The sequence below is a fragment of the Crassaminicella indica genome (assembly GCF_019203185.1).
GTDB lineage: Bacteria > Bacillota > Clostridia > Peptostreptococcales > Thermotaleaceae > Crassaminicella > Crassaminicella indica.
Map to the genome: position 1 here is coordinate 1,448,050 of NZ_CP078093.1, position 21,315 is coordinate 1,469,364.

The window sequence follows — 21,315 nt, forward strand, 5'->3', positions numbered from 1 at the left end:
CCTTAAAAGAATTGTTTACATGGAGATAAAGTAGAATTATATGATGTAGTGGCTATTTAGCCCCTTATCGAATTTGAACAAATTAAAATTATATGAGAATGGTAAAGACTTACTGTTCAGAAAAGAAAACGTATAGAACTGTAGTAATAGACAATCCTTTTTCTTGCATATAATGAATTATGCAGGGGGAGGGATAATGTTGAAAAGATGTTTATTATGGATAATGATCTACAGTTTATGTATGAGTATGCTGCTTTATGTAGGCAGCTTTTTTGAGCATACAGAAAACAAGGTGGACTTAAATGCACCTATAAGATTATGTAAGGAAAATGAATATGTAGGATGGGAAGAAAAAAAGCTTAAAGAAAATCCTGATTATAAAAATCTTTGGATACTTATAGATATTAATGAAAAAAGATTAGAATTGATTGATTTAGATTATAAAAAAATTCTACGAAAATACAGAATTGCAAGTGGCAAGCCAAGTACTCCATCTCCTATTGGTAGTTGGAAAATTATTGGAAAAGGAAGATGGGGAGAAGGCTTTGGTACAAGGTTTATGGCACTTAATGTACCGTGGGGCAAATACGGAATACATGGTACCAACAAACCAAATTCTATTGGATGGGCATCTTCTCATGGTTGTATAAGAATGAACAATAAGGATGTAGAGGAGTTATATAAGTTTGTCAAAGTAGGTACTCCTGTGACCATACAGGGAGGTGTCTTTGGTCCTTTTGGGAATGGATTTCGGATAATAGAGCCAGGCTTTAGGGGTTCAGATGTTTATGAAGTACAAAGGTTTATGAAAGAAAAAGGATATTATCCACTATGGGTGGATGGTATTTACGGAGAAGGTATGAAAAGATATGTGATTAAATTCAGAAAGGATCATGGACTAAATCTTACACATAATATAGATGGAGAATTTTATAAAGCTTTAGGAATACAGTTGTTTGAATAAAAGTTTCTGCTGAGATATAGTAGGAACTTTTTTTATTAGGCAAAATAATTTTATATAAAAATGTGGCAAGAATCCTACTTTTTTATTTTTTTACATATACTTTTATGAATAGCTTTTAAGGAGGGAGCAGCATGCTTATATTTATTACAATGAAGAAAAAAAGATTAATGATATTATTAGGAATTTTTACTTTTTTTATTTTGTGCATGCTTTTATTCCTTTTTGTTCCTAAAGTATCTACTGTTTTTGTAGAACAAGAAATATCACATGAACTACAGAAGATTTTTGATAAAAGAACTAATGCTATTTTAAATAATGATATGGAAGCGCTTAAAAATCTATATGATTGTTCAAGAAAATATGGATTATGGGCTTATGAGCATGAGAAGAAAAAAATGAAATATTTACATGGATGGTCTGAAAAACAGGGAATAAAATTTACAGATATTAATCCAATTGTAATGGTGAAATGGATAAAGGATAAAGGAGATCGCATTACTGTTAATTTGACTGTCTGTTCTGAGTATAAATATGTTTATGAAAACGATCCAGAAAAAATAAATCTTTTTAGAATAGGAACTTATCATTCTTTAGATATTAGACCTACTGAAGAGGGGTGGGTGATTATTAGAGAATGGTATACAGATCCATTTGCAGATTCTATGCATCTTGAACAAGTAAAAACAGAAAAAATAAAAGAATATATATTATCTCAGGATGTCAGAGATTTCTCAAATATGATAGAAAGAAGAAAAAATGCTGTATGCTATGCAGATAAATATTGTGGAGCAGCAGGTGATAGAGAATACTCTTATAATAAGAAATATAAAAACTATAATCCATTAGGAGGAGATTGTGCAAACTTTGCTTCTCAAATTTTGTACGAAGGAGGAAAATTTAGAAAAAACTATTCATGGAATTATGGAAAGGGTGCTACAAGGGCGTGGATCAATGCGCATGGCTTTAAAGATTATATGCTCTATAGTGGAAGAGCTTCTAAGGTTGCTTATGGAACTTATGACAAAGTATATAAAGCTGCTTATAAGCTTTTACCTGGTGATTTTATAGCTTATGAAAAAAATGGAAAGATTACACATATATCTGTGATAACAGGTGCTGACTCTAAAGGGTATCCTCTTGTAAATTCGCATAATACAGATAGATATAGAGTACCATGGGATCTTGGCTGGAGTGATAGAGATATAAGGTTTTGGCTTATTCATGTGCATTTTTGAAAAATTATAGAAACCAAAGTTTCTTTATATGATTACTATGATTTTTATTTGAAAATATGATGACATATGTATTTATATAATGTATAATAATGGTAAACTTGGGGCAGGTATAGGGGGGGACGAATGATGTTTAGGAACAGAAAAATAGTAAAACAAATAAATGAACTTATTGAAAATTTTGAGAGTAATGATGTGAGTAGTTTGGAGAAAGCAGATAAGGAGAATTATGGAAATAAGGTTGTGAAATTATTTACAAAGATATTAAAAACCTGTAAGGTGAGTATACCAAGAATCAATCAGCTGATAAAAGGGACATTACGTATAGCAACGGAAGTGAGTACCTTTAATGTAGGCTTGTTTCATTTTTCAAGTGATATAAAAAGAGTAGCTATAAAACTAAAAGAAGCTTCTGAAACTATGGGGGCAGCTATTCAGCAAACAAATGCAAGTATGACTCAAGTAGCAGATACAATAGTGGAACATGCATCTTCTGTTGAAAATATTTTAGTACAAACAGATACATTATTAAAGATTACAGAAACAAATGATAAAATGATTAAGCAAATGAAGAAGATGCAGGCAGATGTCTCTAATAGTGCTGTTTCAATGGATGAAGATACGAAAAATTTATTATCAGTAATAGAAGAAATGAAAAATATTGTTGCAGGGATTAGTGAGATTGCAGGGCATACAAATTTATTGGCTTTAAATGCAAGTATTGAAGCAGCAAGAGCAGGTGAAAATGGTAGAGGTTTTGCAGTAGTTGCAGATGAAGTTAAAAAGCTTGCAGAAAGCACAAAAGAACAATTACATTCAGTAGAAACAATGATGCTTACAATAGAGGCTGTATCGAATAAAAGTAGAGAAAGTGTGAAAGATACATTAAAAGCTATTGGAAATATAGATAAATATACAGAGCAAATGATAAGAGCTTTTGCTGAAAGTAGAAGCGTTATAGAATCTGTAAGTAGTGGAATCAAAGTTATGGCAGATAGTACGGAAGAAATTAGTGTAGCTAGTCAACAAGTGAGTGCAGCTATGCAGGTTGTCAGTGAAGATAGTAATAAATTATTATATGTTGCAGATGATCTATACAAAAAATCAGAAGAAATTAGCCGGTTAGGAAATGAAATAGAAAGAATAGAAGAGGAGTTATCACATCTTTCTAAAATCAGTGGAAAAATGAGCAATGAAGCATATTTTAAAATCAGCAACGATGATTTTATAGAAATACTAGAGCATGCTATTCATGGGCATATAAATTGGATCAATACGTTGCAGAAGATGGCTGAAGAAATGAAAATTCAGCCAATACAAATAGATGGAACAAAATGTAAATTTGGGCATTTTTATTATGCTGTAAATCCTGTTCATACTGAAATCAAAAGAATTTGGGGTAAAATTGAGCAAATTCATCTAGAACTCCATGCATTAGGACATTATGTTATGGAGCATATTGAAAATAACGATAGAATCAGTGCGCAGAGAGATAGTAAAAAAGCAAAGGAATATTCTCAGAAAGTAATGGAAATGTTTGTTGCCTTAAAGGAAAAAACAAAAGAACTTTCACAACAAGGAATAGATGTTTTTTAAGATAAGAGTTCAAGGTTTAATTTGGATATAAATGTAATACAGTACTAGAAAAGAGGTGGAAATTTCCGCCTCTTTTCTAATATGAATTAGGGTGACAGGAATTATTTTTGATCGGTGTAATTTTTTGTTTTTATATTACTTACTACATTACAAACTGTATCGCATGTTCCAACTGATGCAATACCAGTGAACAAGCCGTAGATGATATATTCTGCCGTAGATGAGAATTTTAAGAACAGAAAGCTACCTAATACACCTAATGGCAGAGCGATTAAATGAGCATATCTTTTGGCAAGTCCAAATTTTTCTAGCGTTTCGGTAATACCAAAAACGACAACAATCAATATACCTATTTTAGAGTCTATCAAGATATCACCCCTGCTTTAAGATACGATAAATAGGACGAGGTTGTGATACATTTTATAAAATAGATCATTAAAAATGTGCATATTAGATAATATAAATGTGATATAATATCTCATAGCTTGAAAGAAAGGAAGAAAAGAGATGATTCGTGTAAACGAAGTAAAATTATCATTAGATGAGAACACAAGTATTCTAAAAGAAAGAATTGCAAAAAAATTAAAGATAAATGAAAAGGATATTATTGATTATAAAATATATAGAGAATCAATAGATGCGAGGAGAAAGAATATTTCATTTGTTTATAGCATTGATGTACAGGTGAAAAATGAAGAGAAAATATTAAAGAAGAATAAAAATGTAAAAAAGAGTCCTTCTCTTGAATATAAGGATATAGCTTCAGGAAATAAAAGATTGGAGAATCAACCTATTATTATTGGTATGGGACCTGCTGGTATGTTTGCAGGATTAATTCTTGCAAAGAGAGGATATAGACCTATTATATTAGAACGAGGAGAAGATGTAGATACAAGGACAAAGGATGTAGAAAGCTTTTGGAATATTGGAAAACTCAAAATAGATTCAAATGTTCAGTTTGGTGAAGGGGGAGCAGGAACCTTTTCAGATGGAAAATTAACCACTAGAATAAAAGATATAAGATGTAGAAAAGTATTGGATGAATTTGTAAAGATGGGTGCACCAGAGGAAATTCTTTATGTGCAAAAGCCTCATATTGGAACAGATATTTTAAAGAATGTAGTAAAAAATATAAGAAAATCCATAGAAGCTTTTGGGGGAGAGGTTAGATTTAAAAGTAAAGTAACGGACTTTTTCATAGAAGATGGGAAGATAAAGGGATTGGAGATTAATGGAAGTACAAGAATAGCTGCGAAAGAGGTGATTTTGGCTATAGGTCATAGTGCAAGAGACACTTATGAAATTTTACATAAAAGAGGAGTACAAATTAGGCAAAAGCCTTTTTCAATAGGGGTACGCATAGAGCATCAACAGGGCATGGTGAATAGGTCTCAGTATAAAGAATTTGCAGAGCATCCAAGATTAGGTGCTGCTGATTACAGACTAACTTATCAGAGCAAAAATGGTAGAGCGGTTTATACATTTTGTATGTGCCCGGGAGGAACAGTTGTTGCTGCAGCATCTGAAGAGAATATGGTAGTAACTAATGGTATGAGTGAATATAAGCGTGACAAAGAAAACGCGAATAGTGCTTTATTAGTACAGGTAAATACAGATGATTTTGAAAGTGATCATCCACTTGCAGGTGTAGCATTTCAACAAAAATGGGAAAAACTAGCCTTTCAAGCAGGAGGCAGTAATTATTTTGCACCAGCTCAATTAGTAGGGGATTTTCTAAAGGATGTACCGTCAAATAAATTAGGAAATGTAAAGCCTTCTTATTTACCGGGTGTGAAATTAACAGATTTAAAAAAATGTCTTCCAGGCTTTGTGATAGAGTCTATGAAGGAAGCTATTATTGAGATGGATAAAAAATTAAATGGGTTTGCCATGAGCGATGCAGTCATGACAGGAGTAGAAACAAGAAGCTCAGCACCTATTAGAATAGAAAGAAATGCGGATACAATGGAAAGCATCAACATAAAAGGTATGTATCCTATTGGGGAAGGAGCAGGATATGCAGGGGGGATTATTTCTGCTGCGGTAGATGGGATAAAAGCAGCAGAGAGGATTATAGAGAAATATACACCTTTCATATAAGAATAACCAGCAATTTGCTGGTTATTTTAGTATATGAATAGTAGTGTTGTGTTTTGAAGTTGGAATCTTATATTTGAAGCTTTACAATACATATCAAATATGATATAATATTCTTGCTAAGAGTACGCGAAAAAATCGTGTCTTATCCTATAAAAGAATAGAAGCAATTAAATTAAAGAAAGCTTTCATTTAAATTTTGTCTGATCAGGACATTGCTTTTCTTTATTATTCTTTCTGATTATTTATTCTATCATTTGCTTATATTTAAAAATTTTACCTTGTATGAAAAGATCATAAAAATTGAATAAAAATTTTATCCTGTAATCATTTTTGACTGTGCATACTGAATGTATGTGTGGTAGAGAAATGTTAATTTTTTACACCTCTATAAATGCAGAATATTACAAAAATTACATCTATTTACAAAACAACATGAGGAAACACATGGATGTGTTGTTGTGTGCTAAATATATGGTTTCTTAATATTTATGAATAACTAGTGAATTGAAACGATAGTGCTGTAGAAATAAGAAGAATAGTAGGGAGGTTGTTAGATGAAAGGAAATTTATTTAAAGAACTTAAATTTGCTGTTATCGGTGCAGGACATGGAGGACAAGGAATAGCTGGTTATTTAGCTTATAAGGGATATAAAGTTAATCTATATAATCGTAGCATTGAAAGAATTAAGAAGATTAAGCAAAGAGGGTATATTGATCTTGTAGGAGATGTTGTTGGAAGAGGAATACTAAATTTAGTTACCAATAGTATTGAACAAGCTATAAAAAATGTAGATGTAATTATGGTTGTGTTACCTGCTAGTGCACACAAATTCATTGCAAACAATATTGCGCCTTTTGTAACAAAAGATCAATATATTGTCCTAAATCCCGGAAGAACAGGAGGCGCATTAGAGTTTAAGAGTATTATCGCACGGCATAATCCATTAAAGGAAGTTTGTATTGTGGAAGCACAAACACTTCTTTTTGCATGTAGAGCGTTAGAAGAAGGAAAGGTGAAAATATTCAGCAAAAAAGAAGAAGTAAAAGTTGCAGCCCTTCCAGCTGTAAGGAATCATGAATTCATCAATAAAATCAATGAAGTGTTTCCAGAATTTACACCAGCTTCAAGCGTGCTAGAAACAAGCTTTAATAATGTAGGTGCTCTCCTTCATCCTATTCCAACAATTTTAAATTGTGCTAGGATTGAAAATACAAAAGGGGATTTTAGATATTATATAGATGGCATTACTCCTGCTGTAGCTAAAATTATTGAGCAGGTAGATGAAGAAAGAATTCAGGTGGCGAGAGCTTTAGGGGTTAAAGTTATGTCTTTAAAAGAATGGTTGGCATACACATATAATGCTTATGGAAATACCCTATGTGAAGCGTTAAAGAATGCAAAAGGATATTGGGGAATTCAGGCACCTATGAGTTTGGATACTAGATATATTTATGAAGATGTACCTCAAAGCTTAGTTCCTATTTGGGATATGGCAAACCATCTAAGTTTGCAAACTCCAACTATTCAAGCCATTGTTCACTTAGCATCTATTCTTCATAATACGGATTATTATAGAAGTGGCAGAAAAGTAATAGATATGGGACTAGAAGGATTATCTATAAATGAAATACAGGCTTTCGTCATCGATGGTCAAGTATCAGATTCAAGAGGAGTGGTAGCGTAATGAAAAAATATTTAGGAGCAGCAATTGGAAATTGTGTACATGTAGGTGGTGTTGTAAACTTTTTAAGACTTGCAGAGGAAGAAGGAAATACTGTTGAATTTTTAGGAGCAGCAGTTAAAATAGAAAAATTGATAGCTGCCATTATTAATATAAAGCCTGATGTGGTGAGTATAGGTTTTAGATTAACTCCTGATGCAGTAAGACCTTTACTTAATGAACTTAAAAAACATATATATGAAAAAAATTTAAAAGATATAGAGTGGATTTTTGGTGGAACAAAACCTGTAGCAAAGATTGCAGAAGAATATGACTTTTTTTCTAAAATATTTGATGGTACAGAGGATTTAGATGATGTCATCAATTATATAAGAGGAAGAAATTTAAAAGAAGCTTCAGGGAATGAACCTCAAAATATTGTTGAAAGAATAGCATCTAAGTATCCATATCCAGTTATTAGGCATCATTTTGGTCTGCCATCCTTTGAAGAAACATATGAAGGGATAAAAAAGATTTCAGAGGCAAAGGTTTTAGATGTGATTTCTATAGGGCCAGATCAAAATGCACAGGAAAACTTTTTTACACCAGAAAAAATGGATCATGATTTAGATGGAGCAGGTGGAGTACCATTAAGAAAAGTAGAAGACTTTAAAAAATTATATGAAGCTTCTCAAAGAGGCAATTACCCGCTATTAAGATGCTATAGTGGAACAGCGGAAGTTTTTCGGTTTGCAGAAATGCTGAAGGATACTATAAATAATGCATGGTGTGCTGTGCCTCTATGCTGGTACAATGTATTAGATGGAAGGGGTCAAAGAGAAGTTTTAGAATCTATTACACAGAGCCAGCAGTTGATGAAGTGGCATGCAAAGAGAAATATTCCTATAGAGGTAAATGAAGCCCATCATTGGAGTTTAAGAGATGCTCATGATACTATTGGTGTAGCTATGGCATATTTAGCAGCTTATAATGCAAAGAAAATGGGTGTCAAAAATTATATTGCTCAATATATGTTTAATGTACCTCCATCTATGTATCATAGTATGGACCTTGCTAAAATGCTTGCAAAAATAGAGATGATTGAATCATTAGAAGATGAGAACTTTAAAGCATATCGACAAGTAAGGGCAGGACTTGCGAGCTTGAGTGCGGACTTAGATGTAGCAAAGGGGCAATTAGCAGCTTCTACCTATCTTGCTATGAGCATAAAACCTCATATTGTTCATGTAGTAGGCTTTAGTGAAGCAGATCATGCAGCAAAGCCTGAAGATGTAATTGAAAGCTGTAAAATTGTAAGAGGAGTTATAAGATCTACACTTCATGGAATGGCAGATATGACTAAGGATCAGGCTGTGAAGAATAGAAAAAATGAGCTAATAGAGGAAGCAAAAATTTTATTGAACACAATAAAATCTCTATATCCTGAAAGTAAAGATCCTTGGAGTGATCCAAAGGTACTTACAGATGTTATCAAGAGGGGAATTATTGATGCACCACATTTAAGAGGAAATAAGAGTGCAAAGGGAACTTTAGAAACAAGGATCGTAAATGGAAAATGTATGGCTTACTCTAAAAGATTAGGAAGAGTCGTTTCTGAAAAGGAGAGAATTACTGAACTGTTGAATAATGAAATCGATAAAAGCTTTTCTGCATAAAAGGTAGTCGATCGACTACCTTATTTTAAATTAAAAAAATATATATAATCTTACACCATAATGTATTTGATAGCATAATATGTAATGAAATCATAAAACGATATGTACTAGCCTTTTGAATGGAGGGGGTAAAGTGGAGGAGGTTAATAGAGAAGAATTAATTTTAAAGGATTCAGAGATGGAGCTAATAGATACAAATGCTTTAGAGCATATAGAAAAAAAATCTAATAAAAGCTTATCAGTTATGCTTGAAAAGCTTTTGCGCAATGACAAGATTCTGCCGATTCTATTCTATGCATGGATAAATAGGCAAGAGAAAAAAAGTATAGAACCTTATTGGACTGATCAACTAAAAAATATAGTAGAAAAGGCGGAAAATCTATTAGAGGTTTTGTATGCATTAGATGATTATACAAAGGATGAAGAAAGGTATAATGGTACTTATAAGCAAAATAAACCAGTAGAGCTATTAGAAGTTATCAGACCCCATGTATATGGTATTAGTAGACAAAAAATAGATCAAGCAATTGCAGTAAATGATTGCTTGAGCCGATTAAAGGAAAATAAAGGTGATTTAATAGAAGTATTTGAAAATATTACAGATATATTGGAAATACTAGAAATAAAAAAAGGTACTGATATGAAAAAAACCTTAAATAAAGCAAAAGAGATCATACAAATTATGAAAAGGTAAAAGTTTCTGCTCTGCAGGAACTTGTTTCTTTTTGTAGCTTTTAGGGAATAATATATACATAGTTTAATGCTTGTATATTTTTAAAATTTATATTGACAAAATAAGAAAAATATACTAAAATGTAAGCAACCCCCTATGGGAGGGGGTAAATAAAAAGGAGGTTTGTCTATGTATATAAATGTTTCAGATAAAGCAAAGGAAATGATTACAAAGCAATTAAAAGAGAAGGAACAAGAAAGTGCCTTTTTAAGAATATTTATCAAGGGCTTTGGTTGAGGTGGTCCAACATTTGGAATAGCCCTGGAAGGGTCAAAAGATGATGAAAAAGATTACCTTGAAGAAGTAAATGGATTAAAGATCATAGTAGAAAAAGATTTATTAAATCAGTTTAAAAATTTTCAAATAGATTATTCTGATGGATGGTTCTCTAAAGGATTTAGAATTATTGCAGGAGCAGGAGGTTCATCTTGCTAAAAAATCCAAGAGGAGCATTATACTAGGATAATTGTTTTAGTTTTACAGCAAGGAGTTGAGACAATGGCCGCAAAAAAATCACATCAATCATGGTCATGGATTTTAATGGTGCTATTCATCACACTATCTATTGTAGATATACGTTTTGGATTATTAGGATTTATCTGTATGGGTGCTCCTATTTATCATGCTTTACGAGGAGAAGGAAAAATTCATTGTTCTAAATATTGTCCAAGAGGTTCTATATTAGGTAAATTTCTTCAATATATAAGCTTAAACAATAATTTGCCAAAAGCTTTTAGAGGAAAAAATGCGAAGAATATATTATTAACGATTATGATGGTTATGTTTGGTATATCTTTATATCATGCATTTTATCAACCTAATGTGCTAAGAGCAGTAGCTTTTGCTGTTTTTAGATTGATGATGGCATCATTCATATTAGGGATTATAATGGGAGTTATTTTCAAGCCACGCAGTTGGTGTCAAGTATGTCCTATGGGTCATGCAACAGGGCTAATAAAAGAAAGTCAGGATAAAAAAGCGAAAAAATAAATAAAAAATTGAATCAGTTGCTTGATTTTGTGTGTAAAGCAGTAGTATAGTGGGTATAGAATGATTGAGTATTTCAAAAATAAGGAGGAGTTTTATATGAGTAAAAATGTAGTAGTATATTCAAGTAATACATGTATATACTGTAAGGAAGCAAAGGATTATTTAAAATCATTAGGAGTGGAATATACAGAAAAAAATGTTTCTACAGATATGGCAGCTAGAAAGGAATTGATCAAAAAAGGATTCATGGGCGTGCCAGTAATTATGGTAGATGATGAAGTAATTCAAGGATTTGATAAAGACAAAATAGATGAATTATTAAAATAGTGTATTAAAAACGTGCTGTGACGAAAAGTCGCAGCACGTTTTTAGTTGTTTAAAATAAAATTTTGTTTAAAATCTAGTGAAATTGCTAACAATTATATAGGAGATGAAGGAATAGAAAATAGAAAGGATCAGATGCGTATGAAAATTGGCATACCTAGGGGATTGTTCTATTACTATTATTATCCTCTTTGGACAAAATTTTTTGAAACATTAGGAGCAGAAGTTATTGTATCTGGAAAAACCAACAAGCAGATTATAGATAGTGGTGTGCAGCATACAGTAGATGATGCATGTCTTCCTGTAAAGATATACCATGGTCATGTAATGGATTTGAAGGACAAGGTTGATCTTATATTTGTACCCAAAATTATGAGTATTTATAAAGGTGAATATATTTGTCCTAAATTTTGTGGGCTACCAGAAATGATCAAAAGTTCATTAAAGGATTTACCGCCTATTATAGATACAACTATTGATTTTCATAAATCCAAAAAAAAATTATTGAAAACTGTATATGAGATAGGAAAATATGTTACGCATGATAAAAATAAAATTCATTTTGCATTTGAACAATCGCTCAAGCAGCATAAAGCTTATATGGATTATATGAAAAAAGGGATACTACCTACAGATATTGATGGTAGCAAAAGGCTTCAGTGTATTCATTCGTGTAAAAATAAGAAGAAAATCCTTCTTTTAGGACACCCCTATAATATATATGATGCATATCTTAGTATGAATATCATAGAAAAATTAAGAAAAAATCATCTTCATGTGATGACGCAGGATACTTTTGATACTAGGATTATTAATGAAAAGGCAGCAACAATGGATAAGAAGATGTTTTGGAGCTTTGGAAGAAAAGTATTAGGAGCAGCTCTTTATGCTATGGAACAAAAAGATATTCAGGGGATTATTTATCTATCAAGCTTTGGATGTGGTATAGATTCTGTTATAGCAGATATTATTGAAAGAAGAACAAGGAGAAATGCTGATAAACCATTTATTTTGCTCACATTAGATGAGCATACAGGGGAAGCTGGAATAGATACAAGAATAGAAGCATTTGTAGACATGATTCAATGGAGGGAAAAAAATGAAAATTACATTTCCACACATGGGAAATATGTATCTACCAATTAAAGCTATGTTTGATGATTTGGGAGTAGAGGTTGTTGTACCTCCTAAAAATAGTAAAAAAACATTAGAAATTGGTACTAAATATTCACCTGAGCTTATTTGCTTGCCTATGAAGATCAATTTAGGAAATTATGTAGAAAGTATAGAAAAAGGTGCAGATACTATTGTAGTGACAGGAAGCTGTGGACCTTGCAGATTTGGTTATTTTGCAGAGGTAGAAAAGGAGATTTTAAAGGATTTAGGTTATGATGTGGAATTTGTAGTATTAGAAGCACCTGATGGAGACATAAAGGAATTTTATAACCGAATTAGCAAAATTGCTAATACAAAAAATATGATAAAAATTGCAAAGGCATTAAAGGGTGGTATAAGTGTACTAAAGAAAATTGATAAGCTTGAAGAGCAAGTACTAAAATTAAGACCTTACGAAAAAAATAAAGGAGATATAGATAAAGTTTATAAGAAACTTATAAGCAATCTTGAAAATATTACTGGAGCTCAAAAAATGCTCCAATTGATCAGTCAAGCTCAAAGAGATATAGAAAAAATACCTCTTGATTATAACAGAGATGTTCTAAAGGTTGGGTTAGTTGGTGAAATTTATACAATAATAGAAGATTTTGCGAATATTGATATAGGAAAAAAATTAAACGAGCTAGGTGTAGTAGTACATAAGTCTCATTCTACTTTCAGATGGCTACTAGAGCATCTATTTTACAATAGCATAGGAGGTACAAGAGAAAAGGATATAAGAAAAGCTGCAAAGCCATATGTGAAAACTATGGTAGGAGGGCATGGAAGAGAAACGATAGGAAATACGATTATTTATGCAAAGGAAGGCTATGATGGTGTAATACAAGTAATGCCTTTTACTTGTATGCCTGAGATTGTTGCGATGAGTTTACTTCCTCAAGTACAAAATGAGCATGATATTCCAGTTATGACACTGATTATTGATGAGATGACAGGAGAAGCAGGATATGTTACAAGGCTTGAGGCATATGTTGATCTATTAAGAAACAGGAGGGAAAAATACAAAAATGAAAAAATGCTATCTTGGCGTTGATATTGGCTCTGTGAGTACAAATATTATTGTCATGGATGAAGATGAAAAAGTATTAGACACATTGTATATAAGAACACAAGGAAAGCCTATTGAGACAGTAAAGAAGGGGCTTTCTCAGATGAAGGCAAGACTGGGAAAAGATGTATTAATTTGTGGGGTAGGCACTACTGGAAGTGGTAGAAATCTAGGAGGTATTATTATTGGTGCTGATGCTGTCAAAAATGAAATCACAGCTCATGGTATTGCAGCACTGCATTTTGTCCCTGATGTAAAAACGATTATAGAAATAGGTGGACAAGATTCTAAAATTATTCTTCTTCGAAATGGTGTTTTATATGATTTTGCAATGAATACAGTTTGTGCTGCTGGAACAGGTTCATTTTTAGACAGACAGGCAGAAAGATTAGGCATTCCTATAGAAGAATTTGGAAAGCTTGCACTAAAATCAAAAGCAACTGTAAGAATTGCAGGAAGATGTGCTGTATTTGCAGAATCAGATATGATTCACAAACAACAGCTTGGACATAATCAGGAGGATATTATCAATGGCTTATGTGAGGCGCTTGTGAGAAATTACCTTAATAATTTAGGAAAAGGTAAAGAAATTCAATCACCTGTCATATTCCAGGGAGGGGTTGCTGCCAATATAGGAATTAGAAAAGCTTTTGAAAGAATATTAGGTTGTGAAGTAATTGTACCGAGGTTTGCAAGCGTAATGGGTGCAATCGGATCAGCTCTTTTGGCAAAAAAAGAGGTAGCGAAGAAAGGGACAACGAATTTCAAAGGGTTTGAGGTTGCAGACAGCAATTATACCGTAAAGAGCTTTGAATGTGAACATTGTCCAAATATGTGTGAGGTTGTAGAATTTTATAGAGATGAAATAATTGTTGCAAGATGGGGAGATAAGTGTGGTCGCTGGAGTAACATCAATGTGCAAAGTGAGAAATTGGCACAATAAATGCTTATAAAAATAGCTTCGAGAAAGCTGGTGTGTTTTCTTGAAGCTATTTTTTATAAGCATCTAGTATGATCAACCCACATTCAGTAATTTTGTAATGAGTGCCATTCGAACATATACACCAAGCTTTGCTTGTTCAAAATATACAGCACGCGGATCTTTATCTAATTCATAAGCTATTTCATCGACTCTAGGAAGTGGATGCATAATGATCATGTCTTTTTTTGCATTTTTAATTTGTTGAGAATTTAAAATATAAGAACCCTTTAGCCTGTTATAGTCAGCTTCGTTGAGAAAACGCTCCTTTTGTATTCTTGTCATATATAATATATCTATTTCATCAATTACTTCTTCTAATGTGCTGACTTCCTTTAATAAAACTTTGTTCTGTATAAGCTTTTCTTTGAGTGAATCTGGCAGTGAAAGCTCTTTTGGTGAGATTAAAATAAATTTGTGGAGATTGTATCTTGCTAGTGTTCGAATTAAAGAGTGAACAGTTCTTCCAAATTTTAAATCACCACAGAATGCAACAGTTTGATTTTCAAAAGAAGCTTTATACATATGAATTGTCAGTAAATCCGTTAATGTCTGTGTTGGATGTTGATGAGCACCGTCTCCTCCGTTAATAATAGGGATATGAGCGTATTTTGAAGCCAGTTTTGGAGCACCTGCTTTTGGATGTCTGATAACAGCAATATCTGCATAGTTAGATATAACTCTTATTGTATCTGCAATATTCTCTCCCTTTGAAACGGAACTTGTGGAAGCATCACTAAAGCCTAATACTTGTCCTCCTAATCTTAACATAGCTGATTCAAAACTTAGTCGTGTTCTGGTACTTGGTTCGTAAAAAAGTGTGGCTAAAATTTTTCCTGTGCAGATTGAATTATATTTTTCAGGATTGAGATACATTTTTTTTGCTAGTGCTATGAGTGCATCTAGCTCTTTTTTAGTAAAATCCTCAGGATCGATAAGATGTCTGATTGTTTTCATTTTTATCCTCCTTTTTGGTCTCTCCGAACCAGTTTAAAGGTATTAAAAAACCTTTTAACCATAAGGAAAAAAGGCACAATAAACTATATCCTTTGCTTGCCTTTTTAACCTCACAGGGTTAAGTTAAAGGTCTTTTTTATTGTTAATAGGTTATCATATAAGCTTTTTTATGTCAATGCAAAACTGAGCTTTATGAGAAGGAAAGCTTTATGATAAATATGTTGCTAGCATAAAGGTGTCTACAATAACTTCTGCCATTTTCATTACAAGGCTTAAGCGAATATTGTGGATTGAAAAACAGTCATCCTTGTTGAGTTTATCAACAATTCCAACAATAGACATTTGCCCAACACCAGGTAAATTTTTTCCGACACCCTTTCCTGGAAAAATAGGCCCCCTTTTTATATGGATATTGCCGATGAGTTCTTCACTTCCTAAACAGGCATCTACTGCAATAAAGAATCCATTAGGGTGTTTACCCTTTATTCTTTCTAAAGATTCCTTAATATTTACTGCATGAATAGGATGATCCAAAGTACCATAAACAGGAAATCTAAAGTTTTTATTTTGAAGCAGGGTACCAACTAGAGGACCTAAAGTATCACCAATACAGCGATCGGTACCGATGCATATAATGACTGTATTACTTGAAATTTTTTCTTTTATTAATTCCGATAATATTTGTGAAGCATTTTCATTCGTGTAATGTACGCGTTTTTTATATAGGTATTTATGAAAATCATCCTTCAAAGAGAAAACACCCCCTTATATGATATATATCAAGAGGGGGTGAAAAATATGATACAAAAATTATTTTGCCCAAATATTTAACTGTTCTTTATTATTTAATGCTTTAATAATCCGAGCTTTTGCATTTGGAATATCTTCAGAAATTTGATTTAAAAGGTTTTTCATATATTGTCTTTGTGTTTTTCCGTCTACAGGACAAGGATTTTTCACAACAGGAAGATTATGCTTTTTTACAGCCGAAACAATGTCTTCTTCTGATGCATATATAAGAGGTCTGATGATAGTCAGATTTTTTCTATCTAAAAATGTTACAGGATCAAAGGTACTTATTCTGCTCTCATAAAGCATACTTAAAAATAATGTTTCTACTGCATCATCAGCATGATGTCCTAGTGCAAGCTTTGTTACCCCATGCTCTTTGCAAATGGTGTGGAGCTTTCCTCTTCTCATTCTAGCACACATGGCACAAGGGTTTTTATCTTTTCTATCTTCAAATATCACTTTTCCGATTTGAGTTGGTTGAATTATATAAGGGATATTTAGGTCATGACAGAATTTTTTTAAAGGGGTAAGATCAAAATCATTGAAGCCTAAAGTCAATGTAAAAGCTTTTAATTCGTATTTTACAGGAGAAAAGTATTGAAAAAGCTTTAAAGAATATAAAAGAGCAGTACTGTCCTTTCCTCCTGAAAGCCCAACTCCTACTATATCTCCATCTTGAAGCATATGAAACTGTGCTACAGCTTTTTTTACGCATCCTAGTATTTTTTTCATATTATAAATCCTTTCTTTTATTATATAACTTATCGAATAACTAAAAAGTGGAAAGAAGAAAATAAACAACTCCATATAAATAAAATTATATAAAAATCAACAAAAAATACATATTAAGTTATTATTACAAAAATAGTGCTTCATAAAAGCTATAGCTTGCTATATAATGATTGTAGATATAGATAAACGTATTATTGATTAAAAGATTATTGTGTTTACCGAGAATAAAAAACTATATAGATAGAAGAGGAAGATTTTTATGGAGCAAATACTTACATATATTTCAAATGAAATAATGGTTTTATTAGTAGCAGCAATGCCTCTGATGGAATTAAGAGGTGCTATTCCAATAGGGGTATCTTTGGGAATAACACCTCTTCACGCTACAATATTAGGGTTGTTTGGAAGCATGATTCCAGTTCCTTTTTTATTGCTTTTGTTAAAACCTATTTTTATAAAAATGAAAAAACATCCTTATTGGAGAAAGCTTGTAGATTGGATTACAAAAAGAACATTAAGAAAGACAGAAAAAGTGCATAAGTATAAAAGCTTAGGACTTCTATTGTTTGTAGCTGTACCACTGCCTACTACAGGAGTATGGACAGGAGCTATTGCAGCATCACTATTGAATATTCCATTCAAACAAGCATTTACTGCTATATTTATGGGCAATACTATTGCAGCGCTGATTATTATGACAATTAGCCATGTGGCTGTAAATTTATAAAATGAATAATTTTCCAAAACAAAAAAGTTGACATATTTTTTAAATATGATAGAATTACCTTGATAAATTAAATATAAATCTTGATGCCTTATCAAGAGTGGAGGAGGGACTAGGCCCTATGATTCCCGGCAACCGGTATTTTTACACGGTGCTAAATCCTACAGAATGTAATTTCTGGAAGATGAGGACAAAGAAATTCCAACCTCTTCTTGTGATGAAGAGGTTTTTTTTAAACAGATTTTAGGAAATAATAATTATAATAATTATGAAGGAGGTAAAAAAATGGCAAGAAGATTATTTACTTCAGAATCAGTTACAGAAGGACATCCAGATAAAATATGTGACCAAATTTCAGATGCTATATTAGATGCAATTTTTGAAAAGGACCCTAAAGCTCGTGTTGCAGCAGAAACATCTGTAACAACAGGTCTTGTACTTGTAGCAGGAGAGATTACTACAAATTGTTATATAGATATTCCAAAGGTAGTAAGAAAAACAATAAAAGAAATTGGTTATGACAGAGCAAAATATGGATTTGATTGTGATACTTGTGCAGTGCTTACTTCTATAGATGAGCAATCTCCAGATATTGCTATGGGTGTAGATGAAGCATTAGAAAGAAAAGAAGGAGCAATGGAAGATGCTGTAGAAGCAATCGGGGCAGGAGATCAAGGGATTATGTTTGGGTTTGCATGTAATGAAACACCAGAGCTTATGCCTATGCCTATTGCTCTTGCTCATAAGCTTGCAAGAAGATTAACAGAAGTTAGAAAAAATGGTACACTAGATTATTTGCGTCCAGATGGAAAAACGCAGGTAACTGTAGAATATGAAGATGATAAACCTGTAAGAATAGATACTATTGTTATTTCTACACAGCATAGTCCAGAAGTAACAAGAGAGCAAATTGAAAAAGACTTAATTGAGCATGTAATCAAAAATATTGTTCCAGCTGAACTATTAGATGAAAAAACAAGATACCTTATAAATCCTACAGGTAGATTTGTTATTGGTGGACCACAAGGAGATGCAGGATTAACAGGTAGAAAAATTATCGTAGATACATACGGTGGATATGCAAGACATGGTGGTGGTGCATTTTCAGGAAAAGACCCAACAAAGGTTGACCGTTCAGCAGCTTATGCAGCAAGATATGTTGCCAAAAATATTGTAGCGGCAGGGCTTGCGGACAAATGTGAAATAGAGCTTGCTTATGCAATCGGTGTTGCACAGCCTGTATCTATACTTGTAGAAACATTTGGCACAGCTAAAGTATCTGAGGAAAAATTAGAAGAGCTTGTAAGAAAGCACTTTGATTTAAGACCAGCAGCAATTATTAAAGATTTAGATTTAAGAAGACCAATATATAGACAAACTGCTGCATATGGACATTTCGGCAGAACAGATATCGATCTTCCATGGGAGAAAACAGATAAGGCTGAAATATTGAAAAAAGAAGCACTAGGTGAATAATAAAAAAGATGAGGCGTTTTAAAATGCTTCATCTTTTTTATTGTTTTAAAATAATAGCTTTAGTTAAGGATTGAGGAAGAAGCTTTAAGTTGAAGGACAACTAATTATTAGTCGGAGGCTTTAGTAATTATTTTTACGAGAATATGTATTGAGTTTTATTAAGTAAAAGTCAACTAAGAGTTAAACGACTTTTTCTTTTTTATTTTATAAATTTTAAAATTTCCATAGACCATGGTATTAAGAGGATCGGTCCTCCACAGGGAGGAAGGTATATGGAATATAAAATGAAAAAGCTTATCAATATGTGCAAAGCTGGAGATGAAAAAGCAAAAGAAGAGATGCTTAAAAAGCTAAAGCCTCTGATTTTTGTATCTATTAAGAAATACTATTTTGGGAATGAAGAATGGAATGATTTGCTTCAGGAAGGAGCAGTTAAAATATTAAATGAAATTGAGCGATTTGATGAGGCAAAGGGAGTACCTTTTTTGGGCTATATAAAGCTACAGCTGAAATTTTTCTATATGGAAAAAAGGAAAAAAGTAAGAAAAGAAATTTCTCAGACTGTTGACAAAGTATAAAAAAGCGAGAATTCTTTTTTTTTCAAAAAGGATTTTCGCTTTTTATGTAGAATAAATATATATAGAATAATTTCCCGAAGGGACTGATTGTATTGTTAACTAAGAATAATGGATACCAAAATAGAATTGAAACTGTTATGATTGAGAACCTAGTTTCTGAAGATCATTTGCTTAGAAAAATCAATAAATATATTAACTTTTCATTTATATATGATTTAGTAGAAGATAAGTATTGTTTAGATAATGGAAGACCATCTATTGATCCAGTTGTTTTATTTAAGATGATGTTTATTGGATATCTTTATGGTATTCGCTCCGAAAGGAGATTAATGGAAGAAATCAAATATAATATTGCTTATAGATGGTTTTTAGGTTATGGAATTACTGATGAGATTCCTCATCATTCTACTATTAGTCAAAATAGAAGACGTAGATTTACAGGTACTGATATATTTGAAAAAATTTTTTCAAATATAGTGAAACAAGCAATAGATAATAATTTGGTATTGGGTAAAATACTATACACTGATTCTACTCATCTTAAAGCTAATGCTAATAAAAATAAGTATGAAGAAAAATATATTAAAGTTGAAGTAAAAGAATATGTTGATGATTTAGAAAATGCAATTAATGAAGATAGAATAAATCATGGTAAAAAACCTCTAAAAAAAAAGAACATGAGCCAGAAATAAAGAGAATTAAATCTAGCATTACAGATCCTGACAGTGGTTTTATGCATAGAGATAGAAAACCCAAAGGTTTCTTCTATCTAGAACACAGAACGGTGGATGCAGAGAATAACATTATTACAGGTGTTAATGTTACTCCTGGTAATATTAATGATGCAACACCTTATCTTCAAATATTAGATGAACAAATTGAAAAATATGGTTTTGAGGTGAAATTTGTAGGACTTGATGCTGGATATTTTACTGCTCCAATTTGTAAAGGTTTAAATGATAGAAATATACAGGGTGCTATAGGTTACAGACTTGGACCACATAAAAAAGGAAAGTTTACAAAAAATAGATTTCAATATGTTGATGAATGGGATGTTATAATGTGCCCAAATCTTTATCCAATGCATTATAAAACTACTACCCGTCAGGGTTATAGGGAATATATCAGTGATAAAAATAATTGCTCTGAGTGTCCATATAAAGAAAAATGCTTATATGATGGTAATGAAACTAGAACAATTAGACTCCATGTATGGGAAAAATATAAAGATAAAGTTAAAAGGTTTACTATGTACGATCAGTTAGGGAAGCGGATTTACAAGAGAAGAAAAGAAACCGTTGAGCGAAGCTTTGCAGATGCTAAACAACTGCATGGGCTTCGCTATGCCCGCTTTCGCGGAATTGAGAAAGTCAAAGAACAATGTCTTATGACAGCAGCAGTACAAAATATGAAAAAGATAGCGATGATACTATCATCTCTATCTTTTAATTCTTTTTTGAATGATTATTCTCATAAAATATTAAGCTACGCTTATTTTATATTTAAAAAAGACAAACCACTGAAATTTTTCAATGGTTTGTCAGCAACCTGAGAAAAGAAATTTCTCTTAATAAAGA

General features: G+C 32.2%; 20 protein-coding genes and 1 riboswitch. Of the genes, 16 read left to right on the forward strand and 4 right to left on the reverse strand.

Annotated features, from left to right (window positions below):
• Positions 1-196 precede the first annotated feature (196 nt).
• The 3 genes from KVH43_RS06960 (at position 197) to KVH43_RS06970 (ending at position 3,792) form a co-directional block, all read left to right on the forward strand.
• The gene (locus tag KVH43_RS06960) at positions 197-964 is read left to right on the forward strand and encodes a L,D-transpeptidase family protein (RefSeq protein ID WP_255547697.1); all 768 of its coding nucleotides are present in this window, start codon (positions 197-199) and stop codon (positions 962-964) included.
• A 206-nt stretch (positions 965-1,170) separates the two neighbouring features.
• The gene (locus tag KVH43_RS06965; RefSeq protein WP_255547844.1) at positions 1,171-2,199 is read left to right on the forward strand and encodes an amidase domain-containing protein; all 1,029 of its coding nucleotides are present in this window, start codon (positions 1,171-1,173) and stop codon (positions 2,197-2,199) included.
• Between the two features lie 126 nt (positions 2,200-2,325).
• Positions 2,326-3,792, forward strand: coding sequence for a methyl-accepting chemotaxis protein (locus KVH43_RS06970; RefSeq protein WP_218281845.1), 1,467 nt, complete (start codon positions 2,326-2,328; stop codon positions 3,790-3,792).
• A 101-nt stretch (positions 3,793-3,893) separates the two neighbouring features.
• Here the strand turns inward: KVH43_RS06970 and KVH43_RS06975 are convergent, their stop codons facing one another.
• On the reverse strand, positions 3,894-4,160 hold the full coding sequence (locus tag KVH43_RS06975; RefSeq protein WP_255547698.1) for a hypothetical protein: 267 nt from the start codon (positions 4,158-4,160) through the stop codon (positions 3,894-3,896).
• A gap of 139 nt (positions 4,161-4,299) precedes the next feature.
• On the opposite strand from KVH43_RS06975, the gene KVH43_RS06980 reads away from it, so the two are divergent.
• The 9 genes from KVH43_RS06980 to KVH43_RS07020 all read left to right on the forward strand — a co-directional run bounded on the left by KVH43_RS06980 (position 4,300) and on the right by KVH43_RS07020 (position 14,443).
• Positions 4,300-5,892, forward strand: a complete 1,593-nt coding sequence (locus tag KVH43_RS06980) for an NAD(P)/FAD-dependent oxidoreductase (protein ID WP_218281846.1) — start codon at positions 4,300-4,302, stop codon at positions 5,890-5,892.
• 554 nt (positions 5,893-6,446) lie between these two features.
• A complete protein-coding gene (locus tag KVH43_RS06985; RefSeq protein WP_218281847.1) occupies positions 6,447-7,577 on the forward strand; it encodes an NAD/NADP octopine/nopaline dehydrogenase family protein in 1,131 nt (376 codons plus the stop codon).
• Positions 7,577-9,229, forward strand: coding sequence for a cobalamin B12-binding domain-containing protein (locus KVH43_RS06990; RefSeq protein ID WP_218281848.1), 1,653 nt, complete (start codon positions 7,577-7,579; stop codon positions 9,227-9,229). The genes KVH43_RS06985 and KVH43_RS06990 overlap by 1 nt, the downstream gene beginning before the upstream one ends.
• Positions 9,230-9,362: 133 nt before the next feature.
• Entirely contained in the window at positions 9,363-9,923 is a 561-nt protein-coding gene (locus tag KVH43_RS06995) for a hypothetical protein (protein WP_218281849.1), read from the forward strand.
• Positions 9,924-10,460: 537 nt separating this feature from the next.
• Positions 10,461-10,952 (forward strand): 4Fe-4S binding protein, encoded by a 492-nt coding sequence (locus tag KVH43_RS07000; RefSeq protein ID WP_218281850.1) that lies wholly within the window; start codon positions 10,461-10,463, stop codon positions 10,950-10,952.
• A gap of 96 nt (positions 10,953-11,048) precedes the next feature.
• Positions 11,049-11,279, forward strand: coding sequence for a glutaredoxin family protein (locus KVH43_RS07005; RefSeq protein ID WP_218281851.1), 231 nt, complete (start codon positions 11,049-11,051; stop codon positions 11,277-11,279).
• Positions 11,280-11,324: 45 nt separating this feature from the next.
• A complete protein-coding gene (locus tag KVH43_RS07010; protein ID WP_338028329.1) occupies positions 11,325-12,422 on the forward strand; it encodes an acyl-CoA dehydratase activase-related protein in 1,098 nt (365 codons plus the stop codon).
• Complete coding sequence (locus KVH43_RS07015) at positions 12,376-13,485, forward strand: acyl-CoA dehydratase activase-related protein (protein WP_218281852.1); 1,110 nt, start codon at positions 12,376-12,378, stop codon at positions 13,483-13,485. The genes KVH43_RS07010 and KVH43_RS07015 overlap by 47 nt, the downstream gene beginning before the upstream one ends.
• Positions 13,460-14,443: an acyl-CoA dehydratase activase gene (locus KVH43_RS07020; RefSeq protein ID WP_218281853.1), complete on the forward strand. Its 984-nt coding sequence runs from the start codon at positions 13,460-13,462 to the stop codon at positions 14,441-14,443. Before KVH43_RS07015 ends, KVH43_RS07020 begins: the two co-directional genes overlap by 26 nt.
• 72 nt (positions 14,444-14,515) lie before the next feature.
• On the opposite strand, the gene pyrB is transcribed toward KVH43_RS07020, so the two are convergent.
• From pyrB to KVH43_RS07035, 3 genes are all read right to left on the reverse strand, one after another.
• Complete coding sequence (gene pyrB, locus KVH43_RS07025) at positions 14,516-15,436, reverse strand: aspartate carbamoyltransferase (RefSeq protein WP_218281854.1); 921 nt, start codon at positions 15,434-15,436, stop codon at positions 14,516-14,518.
• Positions 15,437-15,643: 207 nt separating this feature from the next.
• Positions 15,644-16,186: a spore protease YyaC gene (yyaC, locus tag KVH43_RS07030; protein ID WP_218281855.1), complete on the reverse strand. Its 543-nt coding sequence runs from the start codon at positions 16,184-16,186 to the stop codon at positions 15,644-15,646.
• A gap of 60 nt (positions 16,187-16,246) precedes the next feature.
• Complete coding sequence (locus KVH43_RS07035; protein ID WP_218281856.1) at positions 16,247-16,960, reverse strand: tRNA lysidine(34) synthetase; 714 nt, start codon at positions 16,958-16,960, stop codon at positions 16,247-16,249.
• A 259-nt stretch (positions 16,961-17,219) separates the two neighbouring features.
• On the opposite strand from KVH43_RS07035, the gene KVH43_RS07040 reads away from it, so the two are divergent.
• The 4 genes from KVH43_RS07040 (at position 17,220) to KVH43_RS07055 (ending at position 21,290) form a co-directional block, all read left to right on the forward strand.
• Positions 17,220-17,687 carry a COG2426 family protein gene (locus tag KVH43_RS07040; protein WP_218281857.1) on the forward strand — a complete coding sequence of 156 codons (468 nt, stop codon included), beginning with the start codon at positions 17,220-17,222 and terminating at the stop codon, positions 17,685-17,687.
• Positions 17,688-17,772: 85 nt separating this feature from the next.
• Positions 17,773-17,875: riboswitch (SAM riboswitch) on the forward strand.
• A gap of 94 nt (positions 17,876-17,969) precedes the next feature.
• A complete protein-coding gene (gene metK, locus KVH43_RS07045) occupies positions 17,970-19,160 on the forward strand; it encodes a methionine adenosyltransferase (protein ID WP_218281858.1) in 1,191 nt (396 codons plus the stop codon).
• 272 nt (positions 19,161-19,432) lie between these two features.
• The gene (locus KVH43_RS07050; RefSeq protein WP_218281859.1) at positions 19,433-19,738 is read left to right on the forward strand and encodes a sigma factor; all 306 of its coding nucleotides are present in this window, start codon (positions 19,433-19,435) and stop codon (positions 19,736-19,738) included.
• Between the two features lie 92 nt (positions 19,739-19,830).
• A protein-coding gene (locus KVH43_RS07055) for an IS1182 family transposase (RefSeq protein ID WP_420829625.1) occupies positions 19,831-21,290 on the forward strand; the annotation gives its coding sequence in 2 pieces (ribosomal slippage) (positions 19,831-20,413 and positions 20,413-21,290; 1,461 coding nt in all).
• Positions 21,291-21,315: the final 25 nt, after the last annotated feature.